Origin of the sequence: Pedobacter lithocola, from assembly GCF_042650845.1 — a bacterium.
Taxonomy (GTDB): Bacteria; Bacteroidota; Bacteroidia; order Sphingobacteriales; family Sphingobacteriaceae; genus Pedobacter; species Pedobacter lithocola.
Map to the genome: position 1 here is coordinate 1,400,480 of NZ_JBHSBW010000007.1, position 22,527 is coordinate 1,423,006.

General features: G+C 36.3%; 17 protein-coding genes. 3 read left to right on the forward strand and 14 right to left on the reverse strand.

From position 1 onward, the window contains the following. Positions 1–100 precede the first annotated feature (100 nt). Genes ACFOWA_RS08365 through ACFOWA_RS08375 form a run of 3 tightly spaced genes read right to left on the reverse strand, consistent with a single transcriptional unit; the run spans position 101 to position 2,450 of the window. Positions 101–799, reverse strand: coding sequence for an ABC transporter ATP-binding protein (locus ACFOWA_RS08365; protein ID WP_378983909.1), 699 nt, complete (start codon positions 797–799; stop codon positions 101–103). A gap of 8 nt (positions 800–807) precedes the next feature. After that, entirely contained in the window at positions 808–1,200 is a 393-nt protein-coding gene (locus ACFOWA_RS08370; RefSeq protein ID WP_378983912.1) for a hypothetical protein, read from the reverse strand. A gap of 5 nt (positions 1,201–1,205) precedes the next feature. Next, on the reverse strand, positions 1,206–2,450 hold the full coding sequence (locus ACFOWA_RS08375) for an efflux RND transporter periplasmic adaptor subunit (protein WP_378983914.1): 1,245 nt from the start codon (positions 2,448–2,450) through the stop codon (positions 1,206–1,208). A 322-nt stretch (positions 2,451–2,772) separates the two neighbouring features. On the opposite strand from ACFOWA_RS08375, the gene ACFOWA_RS08380 reads away from it, so the two are divergent. The 3 genes from ACFOWA_RS08380 to ACFOWA_RS08390 all read left to right on the forward strand — a co-directional run bounded on the left by ACFOWA_RS08380 (position 2,773) and on the right by ACFOWA_RS08390 (position 7,898). Next, positions 2,773–4,143 (forward strand): sigma-54-dependent transcriptional regulator, encoded by a 1,371-nt coding sequence (locus ACFOWA_RS08380; RefSeq protein WP_378983916.1) that lies wholly within the window; start codon positions 2,773–2,775, stop codon positions 4,141–4,143. A 66-nt stretch (positions 4,144–4,209) separates the two neighbouring features. Further along, positions 4,210–5,568, forward strand: coding sequence for a sensor histidine kinase (locus ACFOWA_RS08385; protein ID WP_378983918.1), 1,359 nt, complete (start codon positions 4,210–4,212; stop codon positions 5,566–5,568). A 149-nt stretch (positions 5,569–5,717) separates the two neighbouring features. Next, entirely contained in the window at positions 5,718–7,898 is a 2,181-nt protein-coding gene (locus ACFOWA_RS08390; RefSeq protein ID WP_378983920.1) for a bifunctional alpha,alpha-trehalose-phosphate synthase (UDP-forming)/trehalose-phosphatase, read from the forward strand. A 203-nt stretch (positions 7,899–8,101) separates the two neighbouring features. Here the strand turns inward: ACFOWA_RS08390 and ACFOWA_RS08395 are convergent, their stop codons facing one another. The 11 genes from ACFOWA_RS08395 to cobA (ACFOWA_RS08445) form a co-directional block, all read right to left on the reverse strand. Beyond that, on the reverse strand, positions 8,102–9,886 hold the full coding sequence (locus ACFOWA_RS08395; RefSeq protein WP_378983922.1) for a glycoside hydrolase family 15 protein: 1,785 nt from the start codon (positions 9,884–9,886) through the stop codon (positions 8,102–8,104). A 552-nt stretch (positions 9,887–10,438) separates the two neighbouring features. Continuing rightward, positions 10,439–11,707: a glucose-1-phosphate adenylyltransferase gene (locus ACFOWA_RS08400; RefSeq protein ID WP_378983925.1), complete on the reverse strand. Its 1,269-nt coding sequence runs from the start codon at positions 11,705–11,707 to the stop codon at positions 10,439–10,441. Between the two features lie 8 nt (positions 11,708–11,715). Beyond that, entirely contained in the window at positions 11,716–13,128 is a 1,413-nt protein-coding gene (locus ACFOWA_RS08405; protein WP_378983928.1) for a glycogen synthase, read from the reverse strand. Between the two features lie 917 nt (positions 13,129–14,045). Then, positions 14,046–14,837, reverse strand: coding sequence for a uroporphyrinogen-III C-methyltransferase (gene cobA, locus ACFOWA_RS08410; protein WP_378983931.1), 792 nt, complete (start codon positions 14,835–14,837; stop codon positions 14,046–14,048). A gap of 140 nt (positions 14,838–14,977) precedes the next feature. Beyond that, positions 14,978–15,442: a hypothetical protein gene (locus tag ACFOWA_RS08415; protein ID WP_378983933.1), complete on the reverse strand. Its 465-nt coding sequence runs from the start codon at positions 15,440–15,442 to the stop codon at positions 14,978–14,980. A gap of 80 nt (positions 15,443–15,522) precedes the next feature. Further along, positions 15,523–16,533 (reverse strand): bestrophin family protein, encoded by a 1,011-nt coding sequence (locus ACFOWA_RS08420; RefSeq protein ID WP_378983936.1) that lies wholly within the window; start codon positions 16,531–16,533, stop codon positions 15,523–15,525. Positions 16,534–16,793: 260 nt separating this feature from the next. Next, positions 16,794–18,044: a sulfate adenylyltransferase subunit 1 gene (locus tag ACFOWA_RS08425; RefSeq protein WP_378983938.1), complete on the reverse strand. Its 1,251-nt coding sequence runs from the start codon at positions 18,042–18,044 to the stop codon at positions 16,794–16,796. A gap of 153 nt (positions 18,045–18,197) precedes the next feature. Further along, a complete protein-coding gene (gene cysD, locus ACFOWA_RS08430) occupies positions 18,198–19,103 on the reverse strand; it encodes a sulfate adenylyltransferase subunit CysD (protein ID WP_378983941.1) in 906 nt (301 codons plus the stop codon). Positions 19,104–19,423: 320 nt separating this feature from the next. Continuing rightward, entirely contained in the window at positions 19,424–20,158 is a 735-nt protein-coding gene (locus tag ACFOWA_RS08435; RefSeq protein WP_378983943.1) for a phosphoadenylyl-sulfate reductase, read from the reverse strand. Then, positions 20,159–21,670: a TSUP family transporter gene (locus ACFOWA_RS08440; RefSeq protein WP_378983946.1), complete on the reverse strand. Its 1,512-nt coding sequence runs from the start codon at positions 21,668–21,670 to the stop codon at positions 20,159–20,161. Next, complete coding sequence (gene cobA / locus ACFOWA_RS08445) at positions 21,654–22,424, reverse strand: uroporphyrinogen-III C-methyltransferase (RefSeq protein ID WP_378983948.1); 771 nt, start codon at positions 22,422–22,424, stop codon at positions 21,654–21,656. The genes ACFOWA_RS08440 and cobA (ACFOWA_RS08445) overlap by 17 nt, the downstream gene beginning before the upstream one ends. Positions 22,425–22,527 lie beyond the last annotated feature (103 nt).

The following is a 22,527-nucleotide window of genomic DNA, read 5'->3' on the forward strand; positions in this document are numbered from 1 at the left end:
AAGATTCGGTTGGCTTATCATTAACTAAAACTATTTTTCTAAGGGTTATAGGATTTTGGCGCTTACCTTACGCCTCAAACCTTTTACCTTAAACCTCTTTTTATATCAGTTCCTCGTTTCTACTTTTGTTTATCTTTTCTGAAACCACATGACCATCTTTTAGGTTGATAATTCTGTTAGAAAAACTTGCATCGTGGCTGGAGTGCGTTACCATTACAATCGTGGTTCCCGTTTCATTTAATTCGCAAAGGAGTTCCATTACTTCGTTACCATGAGAACTATCCAGGTTACCAGTAGGCTCATCGGCTAATACCAATTTCGGTTTGGTAACTAAGGCCCTTGCAACGGCAACCCGTTGCTGCTGACCACCAGAAAGTTGCTGTGGAAAATGTCCGCTACGGTTTACGATATTCATTCTTTCTATGATTTCGTTTACCAGCGTTTTGCGCTCCGATGCTGGAATTTTATTGTAAATCAATGGCAATTCGATGTTTTCAAAAACAGTTAGTTCATCAATTAAATTGAAATTCTGGAAAACGAATCCCATGTTTCTTTTACGGAAATTTGAACGTTCTCTGTCATTCAAAGTCAAAAGTTCGGTATCTATAAATTTATAACTACCACCTTCGGGTTTATCTAATAAGCCCATAACATTTAACAAAGTAGATTTTCCGCAGCCTGATGGCCCCATGATGGAAACGAATTCGCCTTCTTTTACATGAAGATTGATGCCATTTAGCGCTGTAGTTTCTACTTCTTCAGTTTTGTAAACTTTTTCCAGATTTTCTATTTTTATCATGAAGAGATTTATTTGATGGTAAGTTTAATCTTATTTAATTGAGCCTTTTTTAATTCAACTTCAAAATCCTTTTCACCAAGCTTTTTGTGGAACATTCTGAATGTATAATTTCCTGGTTTTAGTTGAATTTCACATGTTTCTGACTTTAATGGTAAATTGAATTTTAGATTTCCATCTTGTAACAACTCAATTTTTTGGAGTAGAGATACATCTCCAACGATGGTAAAATTGGCTTTAGCCAAATTTTTGTTGTCATATTTTGCCGATTTGCTAAAAATGTTCATTTCATAGCTTATACCATTCTTAGTATCCATCCAATTGGCCTCTTTCTTAAAAATGCTTTGCGCATTCGTTACCAATGAGCAAGCAGCTAATGCAATAGTTATTAGTATTTTATTCATAGTATTTATTTGTTTATTTCAATAAGATCGTACTGATTAAATTGGTCGTACGATGATGTAATAACTTCATCGCCTTTTACCAACCCATCCAATATTTCATAATACAGATAATTCTTCCTACCGATTTTCACATTTTTCTTTGTCGCTTTACCATTGTTTACCACAAATACCCACGAACCGCCTGTACTTTGAAAAAACTGACCTTGCGCCAGAAGCAATGATTTGCTGTTATCAGATAAAGTTAATTTTGTTTGTAAAGATAAGCCTCGGCGTAAACCTTCGGGTGCAGGACCTTTAAAAACCATTTCTACTTGAAACTGACCTGCAGTAACCTCTGGAATTACCTTGCTAACCGTTAAATTGTAAGTTTTGCCATTAAATTCGCAGCTAGCCGTTTGCCCTTCCTTAACACGATTAATGTAATATTCATCAACACCAGCCTGCAATTTGTAACCTTGTAAAACATCGATTTTACCAATCATTTCGTTCGAATTATAAGATTTTCCAATAACTGGGTCATATGAAGAAAGCTTGCCCGATACCGGTGCTTTGATGGTCATGTTTTCGATATTTTTACGAATCATCTCTAAACTTTCGTTCATTTGCCCCATCGATTGGTCAATTTGTGCCAATTGCATTTTACGGCTTTGGTTTTCTTGCTTAATCGCCTGGCGTACAATTTTAAGTTTACCTTGATAATACTCGTAATCCTGACTAGATTTATTAAATTCTTGAAGTGTGATTACTTTTTTACTAAAAAGATTGCTATCCAATCTATATTGACGGGTTGCAGTGCGCAAGTTATTTTCTACATCCAACACATCCTGATTCAGAACCCTTTGATTTTGCTCTAAATCCAACCTTGATTTTCGTAACTGATTAATTTGTTCAGTAGCCGCGGTTTGACTGGACGTATAACTTAGCATGGCGTTTGAGTTTGCAATGCGTAATAAAGGTGTACCCTTTTGCACCGACGCACCATTTTCGGTATAAATTTCGGCAACGGTACCACCTTCCGACGAACTTACAATAACCGAAGTTAGCGGAACAACACTTGCATTTAATAGAACTACATCTTCAAAATCGCCATATTCTACTTTACTTATGGTTAATTTATCGGCATCGGCAGTATATGTTTTTTTAAGTGATAAGGTATAGCCATAAATTACGACTGCTACAAAAGCAATCGCTCCACCTATCATAATTAAGGTTTTAGTGCTAAATCTTTTCTTCTCTATTTTCTTATCCATTGTTTGGTTGTAGTGTTCGGTTGCTTAATAACCAAGCATGTGCCAAAAGAATAAATAACATATAATTATCTGATAATCAATTATATAAATGTATTGAAAATATTATTATGTTCATTATCGAACAGTTTATGTGCGAGAGCGGACAGTTTGATTATTTTTGGAGGGGGAAGAACCTTACCCCTTCATTCCCTCTCTTCAAGGAGAGGGATAGCACAAAAAAACAAAAACTGCTACCTTTAATAGGGTGAGGTTAGAACACTTAAATAGCACAAAAATAAATGCCACTTCCTGTAATAGGCAGAGGTAACTATAAAATAAAAATATGTTAGATGCCACAGTTTTAATCATCGATGATGATGACGATATTCTTTTAAGTGCCAGATTGTTTTTGAAACAGCAGGTTAAACAGGTGATTACATGCAAATCGCCTAAAGAAATTAACGTATTGTTAAGCAAAAATGAAGTTGACATTATCCTTTTGGATATGAATTACCAAAAAGGTGCAAGCGACGGCAGAGAAGGAATTTATTGGCTGGAACACATTTTATCAATTGATAAAGATTATGTGGTAATATTAATGACAGCCTTCGGCAATGTTGAGCTTGCCGTAAAAGCGATAAAAAAAGGTGCTACCGATTTCATCCTTAAGCCTTGGGAAAACGAAAAACTTTTTGCTACCATTTCTGCCGCTTCTAAACTTCGCGAATCGAATAGAAAGGTAAAAAAACTGGAGAAAATCCATTCATCTCTACAAAAAGATATGATTCGAGGCTTCGAAAACATTGTTGGTAAAGCCGAAGGAATTAAACAACTGCAAAATACATTGTTAAAGGTTGCACCAACCGATGCAAACGTTTTAATATTAGGCGAAAATGGAACTGGTAAACAGGTTTTTGCCTACGAAATTCATGGAAATTCGCAGCGTAAAAATCAGGTTTTTATGCATGTTGATTTAGGTTCTTTAAACGAAAATCTTTTTGAAAGTGAACTTTTTGGTTATGCAAAGGGTGCATTTACCGATGCTAAAGAAGATAAACCTGGTCGTTTTGAATTGGCTGATGGTGGAACAATTTTCTTAGATGAAATTGGGAATTTAACCTTGCCCCTACAAGCCAAGTTATTAAGTGTTTTACAAAACCGAACGGTTACGCGATTAGGCGAAAGCCGCGAAAGAAAAGTTAATGTTCGCTTAATTACAGCTACAAATATGCCATTAAATGAAATGGTGACTAAAAATACATTCAGACAGGATTTACTTTTCCGCATAAATACCGTTGAACTTTTATTGCCACCTTTACGTAAACGCGGAACAGATATTTTACTTTTAGCCAATCATTTTATGCTGGTTTTTAGCTCAAAATATCATAAAGAAAACCGAAGTTTAAGCGCTAAAGCCGAAGACATGCTTTTGAATTATAAATGGCCGGGCAATGTTCGAGAGTTGCAACATGTGTTAGAACGGGCTGTAATTATGAGCGATGGAAACGAAATTACAGAAGAAGATTTGCAGCTGAGTCCGCAGCGGTTTGCACAAAATGCAGCAATGCCCGATGAAATGGCACTTGGCGACATGGAAAAAATGATGGTGCAAAAAGCTATCGGCAAACACAAAGGAAAATTATCAAAAGCTGCTGCAGAATTAGGTTTAACCCGGGCAGCTTTATACAGAAGAATAGAAAAATTTGGAATTTAAGCTCAAAGCAGAAAAACTAAAGCAGAACGCTTTAGACTGTTCGCTTTAAGCTTTTAGCTTATAAACATGTTCTACAAACGCTTTACTTTTCGTTTAATATTTAGGTTAACAGTTATCAATTTACTGGCCTATCTCCTATTTTACTTGGTTAAAAATACCCAGCTTTGGTTTACCATTATTGGCGTGAGTTTGATTTTGCTGGGTACAATTATTTCGCTTTATTATTACATTAATGAGATTCGATCGGATATTAAGCGCTTTATTTTGGCCGTAAAAACTCGCGACCATACACTAAATTTCAAGAACAAGGCTACAAAAGGCAGTTTTCCTGAGCTATATGAATCCTTTGGTGATATTCTTCAAGTTCATAAACAAATCAGGTTGGAGCAAGAAGCAATGTTTCAATTGATAAAAACCATTTTAGAGCAGGTTCCGGTGGGTGTAATTGTGGTTAACAATACAAAAACTACAGATGGAAACGAAGAAATAGCATTTTTTAATCAGGCAGCTTCTAATCTTTTAGGCGTACCAGCATATAAATATTGGCATCGTTTAAAACAACATATACCAACCTTTTCGAACGAAATTGAGCAAATTGCTGCTGGCGGAAAAAGGTTTTTAGAACTTAAAATTCAGGATAAACTTATTCAACTTTCTACAGAAGTTATCCCACTAAATCTTTACTCAAAAAACTATACCATTATTAGTTTCCAGAACATTAAAGATGAGATTGAGCAAAAAGAAACCGAGGCCTGGAATCGTTTAATTGGTGTTATTTCTCATGAGATATTAAATTCTATCACTCCAATTAGTTCATTGTCTGATACGATTAATAGCATGGTTAGTGATAAACAAAATTTAAATGCTGATGAGATGGAAGATTTAAAAACAGCACTTCAAACCATTAAACGGCGTTCATCAGGATTGTTAGATTTCGTAAAAGATTACCGCTTAATTGCCGAATTGCCGACACCAAACCTCGAATCGCACACCATAGGCGAAATTTTGAAGCACATAAAAGTATTAATGCAGCCCTTCGCTAAGGTTAAAAATGTGGTTTTAGATGTAGAACAGACTTCCTCCAAAATCACGGTTCAGCTTGATTTAAAATTGATTGAACAGGTTTTAATTAACCTCATTACCAATAGTATTTATGCTGTTGAAGAACAAGAAATCCCACATATTTCGGTGAATTATCGGTTGGAGCACAATAAACTTTATATCTATGTAACGGATAACGGAAAGGGAATTGAATCTTCCGATTTGGAGAAAATTTTTGTTCCATTTTACACCACCCGTAAAAACGGTTCGGGAATTGGCTTAACCATCAGCAGAAATATTATGAAAATGCATCGTGGCAGTATTGAGGTTATTTCGGTTCCAAATGAGCAAACAACTTTCTCTTTACTGTTTAATTATGTATAGTTATCTACTCAAAATAAATATGAACTTATACTTTTAAATTCACTAAATTTTTAGCTTATACTAACATCATTTTGATGTGCTATTGAAACAAAATTCAAACAATTACTGTTTAAACCGCTTTTATTTATGTGGATACATCAAATACAAGCATGAAAACAGTTATAATTTCAAATCGGCTGCCCGTTAAAATCATCGAAGACAATAACGAGTACACCTTTATTCCGAGTGAGGGCGGTCTTGCAACTGGTCTCGGTGATGTGTATAAAAACGGCAACTCCATCTGGATAGGCTGGCCTGGAATTGAAGTACCAGAAGAACGCCAACAAGAAGTTATTGAAAAACTTGCCAAACTTAATCTATACCCGGTTTTTTTAACACAGGATGAAATAAATCTTTATTACGAGGGCTTTTCGAACGAAGTTTTATGGCCGGTTTTTCATTATCTGGTTACCTACGCACATTACGAGCAAAGTTATTGGGATTGCTACAAATCGGTAAACGATAAGTTTGCCAAAGCAGCATTGCAAGTACTTTCAGAGACAGATAAAATATGGATTCAAGATTACCAATTGCTCCTCCTCTCTGGTATTTTACGTAAAAAAATACCACATTCAACAATAGGTTTTTTCCAACACATCCCTTTTCCATCGTATGAAATTTTTAGGTTAATTCCTTGGCGTGATGAATTATTAAATGGAATGTTAGGTGCAGATTTAATCGGATTTCACACCTACGATGATGTTCGTCATTTTTTAAGTACCACAACCCGACTATTGCCTGTAAATTCATCGGCAAATGTTTTAAGTAGTAGTGATAGGCAAGTTGTGGTGGAGGCTTTCCCGATGGGGATAGATTTTGATAAATTTTCTAACCTTACTGGGCAAGATGAAGTTCAGAAGGAGATAGAAGATTTCCGAACGGGCAAAGAAAATATGAAGGTAATTTTATCTATCGATAGATTGGATTATAGCAAGGGTATTTTAGAACGACTGAAAGCGATTGAACTATTGCTACAAATTCATCCGGAATACATAGGCAAATTCGAATTATACATGATTGTAGTTCCATCAAGAGATACGGTTCCACAGTATCGAGATTTAAGGGAACAAATAGACCAATTTGTAGGCAATTTAAACGCCCGATATCGCTCCGTAAATTGGATTCCGATAAATTATTTCTATCGTTCGTACCCAATCGAAGTTTTATCAGCACTCTATGCAACTGCAGATATTTGCCTGGTTACACCAATGCGTGATGGTATGAATTTGGTGAGTAAAGAATATGTGGCAAGCAGAAACAATAACGATGGTGTACTGATTTTAAGTGAAATGGCTGGTGCATCTAAAGAATTAACGGATGCATTAATTGTAAACCCAAACAATCTTGGGGATATAATGGAGGCTATTGTTGTTGCCCTGAAAATGCCTCTAGAAGAACAACAAACTCGTATGAAAGCCATGCGAGATATTGCAGAAAAATTCAATGTGAAGCACTGGGTTAATAATTTTATTTTAAGACTAAACGAAGTGAAAGATTCTCAAAACTCATTATTAACCAAACATGCGGTTAATTTAATAAACAAAAACATTATACAACAGTACAATGAAACATCTAGTCGGGTTTTATTTCTTGATTATGATGGAACACTTGTTGACTTCGCCGGTAATATTGATGATGCATCGCCAGATGAAGAACTTTATAGTTTGCTTGGTAAATTAACAGCTGATGAATCAAATAAAGTGGTTATCATTAGCGGAAGAAGAAATGAAACGCTGGAAAATTGGTTCGGGCATTTGAAAGTTGATTTAATTGCTGAACATGGTGCATGGCAAAAAGCCTATGGCGACAAATGGAATTGCTTGCCATTACTTACCGACCAATGGAAACATGAAATGAAAACCATTTTGGAAACCTATACCGATAGAACTCCAGGTTCCTTTATCGAAGAAAAAAGTTACTCATTAGTTTGGCATTACCGAAAAGCAGATGAAGGATTAGGCGAATTAAGGGCAAATGAAATTGTAAGTCATTTAAAAATTTTAGCTGCTGATAAAGGTTTGCAACTTATGCCGGGAAATAAGGTTATTGAGTTTAAAAACATGGAAGTAAATAAAGGAAAGGCAGCACTAAACTGGCTCTACGATAAAAATCCTGATTTTATTTTAGCCTTGGGCGATGACCATACTGATGAAGATATTTTTAAAGCTTTACCAAACGATGCATTCACCATTAAAGTTGGAAACAACATTTCGGAAGCAAAATATTACCTGAATGATTTTAAAGAAGTAAGGAAATTATTATGGAGCTTGGTAGATTCAGTTGTGAAATAATGACACAAATCCAGTTTTGACAATTTTAATCTGCAATAGGTTATTAATTTGTAAAAGCTTGTGAAGAATACGAACGATTTATTCTGCTTAAATCTTCGTAAATCTGCGGGAGATATCTAAAAAACGCAAAGCTTTGACAACTTAACAAGCAAAATGTATGTAAAGTTGTCAAAGCAATTAAGCCAAAAAAGCTCTTTGTAAATCTATAAAAATATCGGTCTATCCAATTTTATCGCTATTCTGTATGCCGCATTCATCAAACCAACATGGCTATACGCTTGTGGGAAATTTCCCCATTGACTGCCAGTTTTCGCATCAACATCTTCACTAAAAAGTAGCAAGTGATTACAATATTTAATAATATTTTCAAATTCTTTAATTGCCTCATCTATTCTACCAACACAAGCTAATGCTTCCACATACCAAAAAGCACAAATCAAGAATGTAGTTTTCGGTTTCCCAAAATCATCAGCATGAATGTATCGATAAAACAAGCCATCTTCAGTTTTCAGTTCCTTTTCAAGCGCAATTAAATGGTCTTTTGCCCTATCCGATTCTGGGTCAAGGTAATTCATCATAATCAATTGCAAAGTACTTGCATCTAAATGTGGACTACCAACTGCATTTGTATAAACCTTTCTTTCTGGGTCGTAACAAGCTTCGATATGTACTGAAGCTTTCTCAATTAATATCTGCGCTCTATTTTCAAAATCTTGTTTACCAATAGTTTTAGCCATTTTTAGCGCCGCCTGAGCACCTGCCCATTGAAACAAATTACTGTAACAGTGTACATTAGCCATATTTCTAAATTCCCAAATCCCTGCATCTTTTTCATCTATGGTTCTTTCAATTTTAGATAAAACGCTTTCAATCCATTTTACCGAATCTTTACGCTCAGAAAATACAAATCGGTGGTCGGTGTAAAGTGGTAACATAGAAATTAAAACCTGCCCATAAATGTCATTTTGGATATGCTCATAGGCTTGGTTACCAATTCTTACGGGTTGTTCTCCCATGTAACCCTCCAAATGGTCTAAAGTTTTTTCTGTGATTTCACGCTCGCCGGCAATGCCATAAAGTGGTTGATAACGTGTATCTCCATAATGAGAAATATCGGATAAGTAGTTGAAATACTTTTCCATTTCTTCAAAATGCCCAATATGGTTTAAAGATGTAAGCACATAATGTGAATCACGCAGCCAGCAATACCGATAATCCCAGTTTCTAGTACTTCCTGGAGATTCGGGCAAACTCGTTGTGCTTGCTGCAATGAATGCGCCTGTATCTTCATATTGATGAATTTTTAAAACTAGAGCCGAGCGGATAACAAATGGTTGGTAAAAACCTGCAATGGATGAATGTTTAATCCATAAACGCCAGTAACCTATAGTTTCGCGAAGAAAGTTTTCAGCTGTGCTAACTACAGGAGCCTCTAAATTATGGCCATAAGTCATGATAAGATATTTTGCCTCATTTAAAACAAAATCCTTTTCATCCAAAATATAATTAGTAGATACATTTGTACTCAATCTGATATTTTCTTCATAACCAGAATAATCGATATGATTGCTGCCTATAGTGGCTCGCATTTCTCCTTTTCCATAATCACAAACAGGCTTACACTTTATTGTAATTCTTGGATTTCCGTCAATAGGTTCAATTTTTCTGATGAACATTAAAGGTTTAAAATATCTTTCGTAAAGACGAAAACGAGGTGCAAAATCGGTAATGCGATATTTACCATCTGCAGCAGTAATTTCGGTTCTTAATACATTTGTATTTTCGATGTAGTATTGATTTGATGAAAACTCGCCTTGTGGCAATATTGAAAATTCACCACCTTTTCTTTTATCTAACAGACTTCCGAAAATGAAAGAACTATCAAAACGTGGCCAGCAAAGCCAAGATATATCAGTATTTTTATTTACATGCGCTATAAAAGCACAGTTTCCTATTATTCCTGTTTGATACAGATGCGGTTCAGCCATAAGCTATTTTTAATTTATTTAATACACTAACAAGCCTGTACCAAAAATGTTAGCAAATATTAAAATTTTTAACCAATTTTAAGGATTTAAGCATGAAGCTAAACTTTGTTAAATAAGCCTGATTGCAGTGAAAAGCCCGTAGCGCAGCGGAGGCTTGCAACGAAAAGCAGGGCTACAATCGGCAATGGAATACTGAACGTTCACTTTCAAAAAAAGCCTTACCCTATTAAAGCTAGAAGTTTGGGTTAATTCTTAAGCCATCTCCTTGAAGAGAGGGAAACAAAAGTTGGTGGTTTTAGCCCAAATAAAATCTAGCCTTTAATATAATAACAGTAGTATAAGTTACCCTTTGTTAAATAAGCCTGATTGAAGTGAAAAGCCCGTAGCGCAGCGAAGGCTTGGAACGAAAAGCAGGGCTGCAATCGGCAATGAAATGCTGAACGTAACCTTCCAAAAAAAACATAACCTTTACCAATGTTGAACACATAGATTTTTTACAAAAAAAGCCAGTTCCGAAAACGAAACTGGCTTAGTTAATTATAAATATTTATTTTAAATTACTGTTCCACTTGGTAAAACAGCGCCTTTTTTAATTACTACAATACCGTCTTTGACGGCATATAGTTCAAAATCTCCATCTTCCAAATGCGTACCGCCGTTTATTTTTACATCATTACCAATTCGGCAATTTTTATCGATGATAGCATTGTTAATGTAGCAACGGTCTCCAATTCCAATTAAGGAATTTCCTTTACTAGTTTCCGATTGAATCTCTTCGAGTGTTTGATAACGGTCGCTACCCATAACATAAGTATTCGTTACTACAGTATGTTTGCCAATACGGGCACGAATACCTAACACAGCATGTTCAATCCTACTAGCCTGAATAATACAACCCTCTGCAATAATTGCTTTTTCTAACGTTGTACCCGAAATTTTTGATGGCGGCAACATCCTAGCCCTAGTAAAAATGGTATGATTACTATCAAACATGTTAAACTTAGGAATTTCATCAGTTAGGCCCAAATTGGCTTCGAAGAACGATGAAATATTACCAATATCTGTCCAATAGCCTTCGTATTGATAACTCAAAACCCTACTTTGTTCAATGGCTCTTGGCAAAATTTCTTTACCAAAATCTTTTTCATCTTCATTTTCATTAAGAATATTAATTAAATATTCGCGATTGAAAACATAGATACCCATTGATGCAAGGAAGTTACGACCTTCACCTTGCATTTCTGCACCGGTATCAGAAACCCATTCTTCTAAGCCAGTTTTAGGTTTTTCGATGAAAGAAGTAATCATGTTTTCTTCATCTGCTTTTAAAATACCGAAATCTGTAGCATCTTTAGCAGTTACCGGGATGGTTGCAATGGTAATTTCTGCATTAGCTTCGATGTGTTTCTCAATCATTACTTTAAAATCCATCTGGTAAAGTTGGTCGCCAGAAAGAATTAAAATGTAATCGAATTCATGCGAAACAATGTGGTGCATACATTGGCGCACCGCATCTGCAGTTCCTTGGAACCAACCGGCGTTTTGTACCGTTTGTTCTGCCGCAAGAATATCAACAAAAGCCGTACTAAAATGGCTAAAGTGATACGTATTTTTAATGTGTTTGTTTAGGGATGCCGAGTTAAATTGGGTTAACACAAACATACGGTGGATGCCAGAATTTAGGCAATTAGAAATTGGGATGTCTACCAACCGATACTTTCCTGCAATTGGTACTGCAGGTTTTGAACGTGTTTGTGTTAATGGCGATAATCTAGAGCCTTGGCCACCGCCAAGGATAACGCCTAAAACTTTGTCAGTCATGTTTAAGCTTATTTTAATATTTGGTATAATTCTATGTAATTCGTTGCTGCCTTATCCCATGAATGGTCAATTTTCATCATGGTTTTACGTACTGCTTTAAAAGCTTTTTTATCATTATATAAATCTACAGCCCTGTTTATGGAGTGGGTAACATCCCAAACGCTGGTTTGATCGTGGCAAATGCCAAAACCTCCATCGCCAATATCAATAACTGTATCTTTCAATCCACCAACTCTTCGTACAATTGGAACAGTTCCATATCGCAAAGCGTAAAGTTGGTTCAAGCCACAAGGCTCTACCCTCGATGGCATTAAAAGAAAATCTGCACCTGCATACATCTCATGCGAAACTTGCTCATTGTAACCAATGTATGCGTTATATTTTCCTCCGTAAATATCTTTTAGTTGATTTAACCTGCCTTCAACCCAATTATCTCCCGAACCTAAAACCAGCACATTAATATTGTCACCATGCTGATGCAGAGCCGAATAGAAAATATCAGGAAGCAAATCTGCACCTTTTTCATCAACCAATCTACCTATAAAAGTAAAGAGAGGTTTAGAAGAATCTAATTGAAAAACATCGCAAAGGGCCTTTTTGTTTGCTTTTTTACCAGCCTCTACTGTTTTTAAATTGTAACTTTTACCTAGCATTGGGTCGGTTTCCGGGTTCCAGACTTCCGTATCTATACCATTCAAAATTCCAACCGACTTCCATCTTTCTTGCCTCAGCAAGCTTTCCAATCCACGGGCATTATCCATCATTTCATCCAAATAACTTGGCGAAACCGTAGTAACTTTCCATGCACATTTAATTGCAGCGGCTAGTGGATTTATTGCATCTTTCCAACCTAATAAACCGCCCTTCCATAAATCAAAAGCTGGCAAATAGTATAATTTTTCCCAACCAAACTGACCTTGATATTGTGCATTGTGGATGGTTAAAACCGTAGGAACTTTGCTTATTGACTGATATTTCAAGCAGTTTGCAACCATAAAAGGAATCAATCCGGTATGGTGATCGTGACAATGAATTACATCCGGGCGGTGCTCCCATTGTGCAATCCAATCTAGTGTTGCAATTTGAAAAGCCACGAAACGTTCGGTATCATCTCCATAGCCATAAACATTTGGTCTATCGGTTAACCCTTGAATATGAATAAGATACAAATCAAAACCCAGTTTATTAGATTTTTCTTTTAAAACCCGATAAGAAAAGTGATTATTTCCGTAGTTCGACCAGGCATCGTAAGTAACCTCAAAATCGCTTTCGCGTATAAATTTTGTGTCGTATGCAGGTATAACCACCTTGGCAATGTGACCTATTTTATTTTGGTATTTTGGTAAAGCCCCAACCACATCAGCTAATCCGCCAACTTTTGCAGCAGGGTAACACTCGGCGCTTATATGTATAATTTCCATCAAATATTTGGTGTAGATAACTTTAGTAAGTTACTAATTGTTTTGTTGTTTGCAAATAATGAAAAATAATTTTTTGATGGGAATTTTTAGTAATAATCTGAGATTTAAATCTAAATTTTTCCGAATCGGAGATCTTCATATTGTCTTCTTTATTTTAAGGATAATGATTGAGATTTATTTAATAAGGATTTTTTGGAAGTGAAAGCTCAGTATTTCATTGCCGATTGCAGCCCTGCTTTTCGTTGCAAGCCTTCGCTACGCTTCGGGCTTTTCACTGCAATCAGGCTTATTAACAAAGGATAGTTCCTATCTATGGGAGTTATTTTTAAGTTATGTTTTAGTTAGGTTAGAACCACAAACCTTTGTTTCCCTCTCTTTAAGGAGAGGGCTTACTCAACTAACCTAAACTTTGAACTTTCATCGGGTGAGGTTTTTTTGGAATTGAACGTTCAGCATTTCATTACCGATTGCAGCCCTGCTTTTCGTTGCAAGCCTTCGCTGCGCTACGGGCTTTTCACTGCAATCAGGCTTATTAACAAAGGATAGTTCCTATCTATGGGAGTTATTTTTAAGTTATGTTTTAGTTAGGTTAGAACCACAGACCTTTGTTTCCCTCTCTTTAAGGAGAGGACTTACTCAACTAACCTGAACTTCGAACTTTCATAGGGGAAGTTCTTTTTGGAAGTGAACGTTCAGCATTTCATTGCCGATTGCAGCCCTGCTTTTCATTGCAAGCCTTCGCTACGCTTCGGACTTTTCACTGCAATCACGCTTATTAACAAAGGATAGGTCCCTATCAAAAGGAGTTATTTTTATTGTTTGAAAGTTATAAGGTTGGAACTAAATAACAACGTTTGCCCTCTCTTTCGAAAAGAGCAACCTGAACCAGACCAACAAATCATTAATAGGTTGAGGCTTTATTCTCCTGCCATTATTTCATAGAAATCTCTAATTGGTTGAAACTGTGGATGCAGCGAAACTACATCACCGAATACCAACAAAGCTGGTGCAGTAATATTCTTGTCTTCCACAACTTCAGCTATGGTGTCAACAATGCCAACAGCTATTTTCTCATCGTGGTTGGAACCATTTTGAATCACCGCGACTGGCAGTAAACCTTTGCTTTCGGCTTGAAAAATAGCAGCAATTTCTTTTACCTTTTCAATTCCATTAAGCACTACGATAGTTGCTTTTGTTTTAGCAGCAATATATAAATCTTCAGAAATTTCACCTCTAGAATTTGTTCCGGTTACCGCCCAAAAACTTTCACTTAGATCTTTATAAATCATCGGTATTTTCTGCAAGCTGGGTGCACCAGTTGCACTCGAAATACCAGGAATAATTTCAGTAGGAATACTGTAAGATTCTGCAGCGTCAATTTCTTCGTAACCTTTAGCAAAGAAAAACGGATCGCCGCTTTTTAAACGTACTACGTGACCGTAATTTAAAGCATAATCTACTATCAATTTGTTAACGGCATCTTGCGAAAAATCTTCGTCGTCACTACGTTTACCTACATAAACTTTCGGAATTCCATCGGGTGCATGACAAAGTAAAGCCTCATTCACATTTGCATCATATAAAACAACATCAGCTGTTTTTAATGCTTTAACACCTTTTAAACTAAACAAATCCGGGTCGCCAGGACCAGCACCTATTAATGTAATTTTGGGTTCAATGTTCGCTTTTTCTACTTTACTTAAAATCATAACAAAAAAATTAGCTCGTGATAATTCCTATTAATTAAAATCAAATATACAAAGTCTATAGAATTTGTAGTAATTTATTTTAAAATAATTTTATTGTGCTTAAAATTTATCCTGACGGAATAATAATAATCTAATATATTTTACTTACAAGGCACTTCATCAAAAGTAAATTTTCCTGCCTCGTAATTGATTGGTTTGCCCTTAACAAAATAAGACCTTCCTAATGTTGTTTCAATTTGAGCAACACCCATAATTAATTTACCATCTTTTTTTAGAAATGCTAAGGGGTTTGTAAATGCTTTAGTTGTATCAATACCAGTATTAAATCGGTAATCAACCAAGAGTGTATCGCCGTTGAACTTGCCATCAATTTTTCCGTTATTTTGTGGCTTATCGCCATATTTAATTAGTAATGAACCTGTTACTTTGCCCGATGCCATTGTTTTTACAATCATGGCCGCACTATCCTTTTCAAAAGATGCAGCATAGCATTTTTCATTAACTACCGAATCAATTTTGGCTGCATCTGCCTTTTTATCAGATGAATTACAAGCATACATAAACGGAAATACAGTAAAAGCAAGGCAAATAATCTTATTTTTCATGATTTAAATTTTAGGGTTTTTTAAATATTAAATATAGAAATACGATGAAATGTTTTAAGCAATTCCATAAGTAAAAGTTCTTACATCAAAATATTATTTTCAGGCGTAATGGCAGGTGGCAAGTCCGTTTCATCAAGCATATCACGCATATCAATTTCAATTGTTCGAGAAATATTCGTTATTGGAACATCATTTGCACTTCCTTCAAATGGATTGGTTGAACTCTCTCCTACTACATCCAACGAGTTAAAAACCCAGGTTAACAATATAGCAAAAGGGATATTTAACCAAATAGAATAGCCCTCTATTAGCGTTCCTGTACCTAATTTGTTAAAATCGTTTAGTAAACCATAAGGAACTAAAAACACAAAGAGATTTAACATAATGGTTGCTATCGAAGAAAAATGCCTTGGATAGGGAAAATTTTTAATTCGCTCGGCTTTACCTTGGTTATCGTAAAACCCGGTAATTGCATTTTGTAAAGATTGAAGTTGCAGTTCAGATAACACTCCAGCGGCAACCAATTGATTTATATGTTTTGATTGTAACGCCATTAATTGTGTGGCCTTGTTTTTCTTTGTTACAATATAAGTCAAGTCATCTGCAGAAAGGTATTTCGCTAACACGTCCTCTAATTTATCGATTTTCTCTGCTGTGTGATAATTCCTGGCATATTCGATGTTCCTTAAATCATCCATATTTTCCCACGCACGTGTTTCTCTTAACTGATAACGCAAGGCTGTTAACCATGCAAGATGGCGATAGAAAATAACTTGAACATCGTATTTTTTATCTTTCGAGGAAAGAAAATCCCTTATCATTACACCAAAAGCACGACTTCCATTGATAATTCCGCCATAAATTTGCCTAGCCTCCCAAAGCCTCGCATAGCTTGCATTGTTCTTGAAACTAATAATAAAAGAAACGGCAGTACCTAAAAGCGCCACAGGAACCCATGATATTGAGAGGAATGTAAAGTTACAAAAGTGATAAAGCACCGTAGGAATAATAGCCAAAATGGCTAAACGGTAAAGGTCTCTACGAGTCCACAATATAAATTCGAAAAAAGTGTATTTTTTCCCAGCGTGCATAGTTTTGCTAATTAATTGTTCGGGATGTTTACTTGGGGATAAACGAAGATAAGGAAATTGTTTGAACCACCTTAGACAGGACATCTAAGAAATTATAAACAGCATTTTTAAAATCACCCAAATAAAAACGGGGCTATCATTACCGATGCCCCGTTGAAATTGCTTTCCCTCTAAATTTAGAGTTTTCATTATGATATTTGGTTATGGTTCTTTTGAATTTTGCCAAAAACATCATCCATCGCATCTCTACCGTTTTTAAATTACTCAACTGCCGCCCTAAACATCAGCGCTCCAACTGTTAAATTGGTACGACTATCAATCAAAATCGCCGAACCATTAGCCCGGTTATCATCGTATAAATCAAAAGCAAGCGCATCGGCTGTTTTTAATATCACTCTGCCAATATCATTCAGTTTAAACTCTTCTGCAGCGTGTTTTTCTAAAGTATTGATATCTATCTTGTGCAGAATTTCGCTGATTTTACATTTGTTGGTTTTGCTGTTATGTTGAATCAAATACATTATTGATGTATCCAAAGCACGGGCATCCATCCAACACAAATCGGCCTCAATTAATTTTGATTCTTGTGGTAAGGCTGCAGCATTTACAATGGTATCACCGCGACTAATATCCACATCATCCTTTAGATGAATTGTAACCGATTGCCCTGCGTGTGCAACATCAGGATTTTGGTCGAAAAACTCAATTTTTTCTATCGTTGAATTTGCACCCGATGGTAGAATGGTAACCTTATCATTTAAGCTAAATGTACCACTTAAAACACGTCCGGCATAACCACGGTAATCATGCAATTCTTCCGTTTGAGGGCGGATAACCCATTGCACTGGCATACGAGCCAGTTGAGATTTATCTAAATTATCGGTATCAACTTTTTCTAAGAAATGCAATAAACTTTCGCCTTTGTACCAATCCATACGCTCCGAATTCTGAACAATGTTGTCGCCTTTTAAAGCACTAACCGGAATGTAATTTACATCCACCAGCTTTAATTGTTGCGCCAGAATTTGGTATTTATCGATGATTGAATTGTAAACATTCTCGCTATAATCAACCATATCCATTTTGTTGATACAAACTACAATGTGCTTAATCCCCAATAAAGAAACTAAATAAGAATGGCGAATGGTTTGCTCGACCACGCCATTACGGGCATCTATCAAGATAATAGCCAAATTAGCTGTAGAGGCACCAGTAACCATGTTTCTGGTATATTGAATATGCCCTGGCGTATCGGCAATGATGAATTTTCGCTTTTCCGTTTGGAAGTATTTGTAAGCTACATCAATCGTAATTCCTTGCTCACGCTCGGCTCTTAAACCATCGGTTAAAATGGCTAAATCAATGGTTCCATCATCGTTTTTGCGGTTAGAACTTTGTAAGGCCTCCAACTGGTCGGCTAAAATGGAATCTGTATCGTACAACAAACGGCCAATTAAAGTACTCTTACCATCATCTACGCTGCCTGCTGTGAAAAATTTTAATATGTTCATGTTTTTCAGATTTGAGATAATAGATCTGAGATGTTAGACTGGTGTAAGTCACAAATCTCATATCACAACACTCGAATTTCTTTTGGTTTTTTATATATGAGATATCACAAAGATGCAAGGTTCTCAAATCTCACATCTCAATACTCAAATCTCTTAAAAATATCCCCCTTTTTTCCTATCCTCCATTGCGGCTTCAGAAACTTTATCATCCAATCGAGCGCCACGTTCGGAGATTTTAGATTCGCTGATTTCGGAAATAATATCATCGATTAAAATGGCCTCAGATTCTACCGCTGCAGTGCAAGACATATCGCCAACGGTACGAAAACGTACTTGCTTTTTGAAAACCACGTCTTCATCATCCATATTTAAAAACGGAGATGCGGCCATTAGCTGACCATTTCTGGTAATCACGTCACGCTCATGAGAAAAATAAATGCTTGGTAATTCGATTTTTTCTCTTCGGATGTAATTCCAAACGTCTAATTCTGTCCAATTGCTAATTGGAAATACCCGAACGTTTTCGCCTTTATGGATTTTTCCGTTGTAAATATTCCAAAGTTCAGGGCGTTGACGTTTTGGGTCCCACTGCCCAAATTCATCACGAACAGAGAAAATACGTTCTTTTGCTCTGGCTTTTTCCTCATCTCTTCGGGCACCACCAATACAAGCATCGAATTGATGTTTGGCTATGGTATCCAGTAAAGTAATCGTTTGTAAAGCATTTCTGCTGGCATTTTTACCCGTTTGCTCAATCACTTTTCCCTGGTCGATAGATTCTTGAACGGACCCAATTATTAATCGCTCACCAATTCTTTCAATCATTTTATCACGATAAGAAATGGTTTCTTCAAAATTATGTCCGGTATCAATGTGAACCAATGGAAAAGGAAATTTGCCAGGGCGAAAGGCTTTCTCAGCCAAACGAACCAAAGTAATTGAATCCTTTCCACCCGAAAATAGCAAAGCAGGCTTTTCAAACTGCCCAGCCACTTCACGCAAAATGTGAATGGCTTCGGCCTCTAGTTCATCTAAATAATCAAAATTATATGTACTCATTTATTAAGTTTTGATTGATTGAATTTTGAATGAGCAAATTGACTTTCGATAGTCTGTTCATTCAAATATCCAATTGTTATATCATTTGTTGTTGTTGTTGTTGTTTACCTCACTAAATCAAAGTTTAAGCTTTGGTTTATGTGTTGCATTTTCTTTCCTTCAAAGGGTGAGGTTTTATTTTCTAAAAACACCCCGCCCTGCGGGCACCCCTCTAAAAGAGGGGAATTACAAAGTGCCTATGCACCCCGCCTTAAATTTTGGTCTTTCAGCTTTAATCTTTCAGCTTTGGTCTTTCAGCTTTAGCCTTTTACCTTAAACCTTCAACCTTTCTCGCCCTCAACCTTTCCTTCCTCAACCTCAGTAGCATGCAAACCACATTCTTTTTTACCCTGGTCTTCCCACCACCATCTTCCTGCTCTAAAATCTTCTTCTGGCGCAACAGCCCTTGTACATGGTGCGCAACCAATGCTTGGGAAACCTTTATCATGTAAAGTGTTGTAAACGATGTTATTATCTCTAATATAAGTTTTCACATCTTCTAAAGTCCAGTTAAAAATCGGGTGAAATTTAACCAACTTATTTCCTTCATCCCATTCCAAATCATGCATATCTTCACGGTTTGCACTCTGTTCAGCCCTGATTCCTGTAACCCAGATTTTGTTCCCATTCAACGCCCGTTTTAAAGGCTCAATTTTACGGATGTAACAGCATTCTTTTCTATTCTCCACCGATTCGTAAAAGCTATTTGGTCCTTTGGTATTCACCATATCCTGCAACAATTCATTTTTAGGATAATAAGCATAAATAGGCTGATTATACATTTCTAAAGTTCGGTTCCAAACATAATAAGTTTCAGGAAAAAGCCGACCAGTTTCTAATGTAAATACTTTAATTGGAATATTGTTGGAGAAAATTATATGTGTAATGGCCTGGTCTTCCCAACCAAAACTAGTCGAGAAAATTATTCCATCAGCATATTTCTCAGCTAAATATTTAAGTTTACCAACCACATTTAACTCAGATAATTGTGTCTGTATTTCTGATAAATTCACCATCTAAACTAATTTTAAAATAAACATAACTACACTCCGCAAACTCACAATCATTACGATAATTCCAACGGCCACCATAATCGTTTTTGCAGAGATTTTGTTCGAAACCTTTGCAGCAATCGGCGATGCTACCGCACTACCAATAATTAAGCCTAAAACAGCTTCCCAATGTTTGCCGCCCAACATTGTAAAAAAGGTTAGTGAACTTAATGTTGCGATAAAAAACCTACTGATTTTTACTGTACCCAAAGAAAATAATGGGTGACGACCCCCAGCAATCAAACTTGATAATACGATTGAACCCCAACCGCCACCGAAAGCGGCATCAATAAAACCACCTACAAATCCAAGTAAGCCAATTCTTTTTATCTTTTCGTTTGCCTTTTTTCGTTTGATGTTAAATGCTTTCATCAAAATTACACCACCTAAAAACAGCGTGTATACCGCCACTATCGGCTTTACGTACGAACTGTAATGCTCTAATGATGATAAAATAAAAGCACCTAAAACCGCTCCAACAATTGCAGGAATAATCAGGATTTTAAACAATTTCCAATTCACATTTCCCATTCGGTAATGCATCCAGCCGGCAATTCCATTGCTCATTACTTCAGAAATATGAATGGCCATACTTGCAGATGCAGGCGGCAAACCCATTGCTAATGAAAACGATGCAGTTGTTACACCGTACGACATGCCGATGGCACCATCTATTAATGCAAATACAAATCCTGCGCCTAAAAACCAGTAAAATAATGGGTCGATATTGATTAAGAAAGTTTGAAATTCGGGTTCGGTATTCCACAAAGAAAAACCAATTGCACCAATTAATAAAATCGATGCGACCCAAATAAGCCACTTAATGTTCCGTTCTGCAAAGCCTTTACGGGGATTAATTAAACTCTGCGTAACCTTATTCAGCTTTTTAACTTTTGCCGAGAAATCGCCATTTAAAGTTTGGCGCAAAGCGCTCATATTCTGCAGCGTTTCGTCCAGTTCTGCCGGCAAACCTTCATTCAAAATCTGTTTTAAACGCTTGGCGATGGTTGGGGATTTTCCATTCGTAGAAATAGCAATTTTTAAATCACCTTTCTGCACAATTGAACCCAAGTAGAAATCGCATAAATCGGGCTTATCTGCAACATTTATTAGCAAACCTTTTTCATGGGTTACGGCTCTAATTTCTTCGTTTAAAATATTGTTGTTAGTAGCCGCAAAAACAATATCGATGTTTTCCAAATCAGTAACATCAAAACTTTTTTGCCTTATTTTTATTTGCGGGTAGTTTGCTATTAAGGTGTAAATCTCGGGAGAAACATTTTCTGCAACTATGGTAACTTTAGCATGCTGACTATTATTTACAATCGCCGATAATTTCTCTAAACCAATGTTTCCTGCTCCAATTAATAATGTACGCAACTTATTCAGTTTTATAAAAACCGGAAAAAGCTGATTCCCTTTCTCATTTTCTAAGTAAGGTGTCGCATCATTTGGTTGGTTAGGCAATACTTGCATATTGTTTTACTAATTTTTTAAATGATGGATGTAAGGAAACAACTTCGCCAAAAATTAAAAGTGCAGGCGCTTTGATGTGGTTTTGCTGAACCAAACTTTCGATGGTTTCTACCATGCCAACCACTAATTTTTCATCGGCGGAAGAACCATTTTGAATAACCGCCGCCGGCAAATGATGCCTTCCTGCGGCTTTAAAAATCTCTACGATTTTAGCCAATTTCTTTAAGCCCATTAATACTAAAACGGTAGCGTTCGATTCTGCTGCCTGATAAATATCGTTAGAAACCTCGCCAGATGTGGTTGTACCTGTAATTACCCAAAAGCTTTCACTCAATCCGCGGTGTGTAACCGGAATTTGTTGCAAACCAGGAACACCGATTGAACTCGAAATACCCGGAATCACATCGACCGGAATGCTGTATGATGCTGCAAAATCCAATTCCTCATATCCCCTGCCAAAAACAAATGGGTCGCCACCTTTTAGGCGTACCACATGCCCATAATTTAAGGCATAATCAATCATTAGTTTATTAATTGTTTCTTGTGGATAAGAATGTTCTCCAGAACGCTTGCCAACATAAACTTTTATAGCATCAGCTGGGGCATGCTCTAATAAGGCCTCATTTGTTAAAGCATCGTACAACACCACATCTGCGGCTTGCAAAGCTTTAACACCTTTTAAAGTCAGCAAATCAGGGTCGCCCGGACCAGCACCTAAAAGCGTAATTTTTGATTCTTTATTTTGATTGACCATAGTTTTAAATTTTGAATGAAAGAGTTTTGAATGAGAGAATAAAATAGTTTGGCGTTTCACATAAGCGTTTGTAAAGTTTCAAATCTCACATCTATCCTCTCAC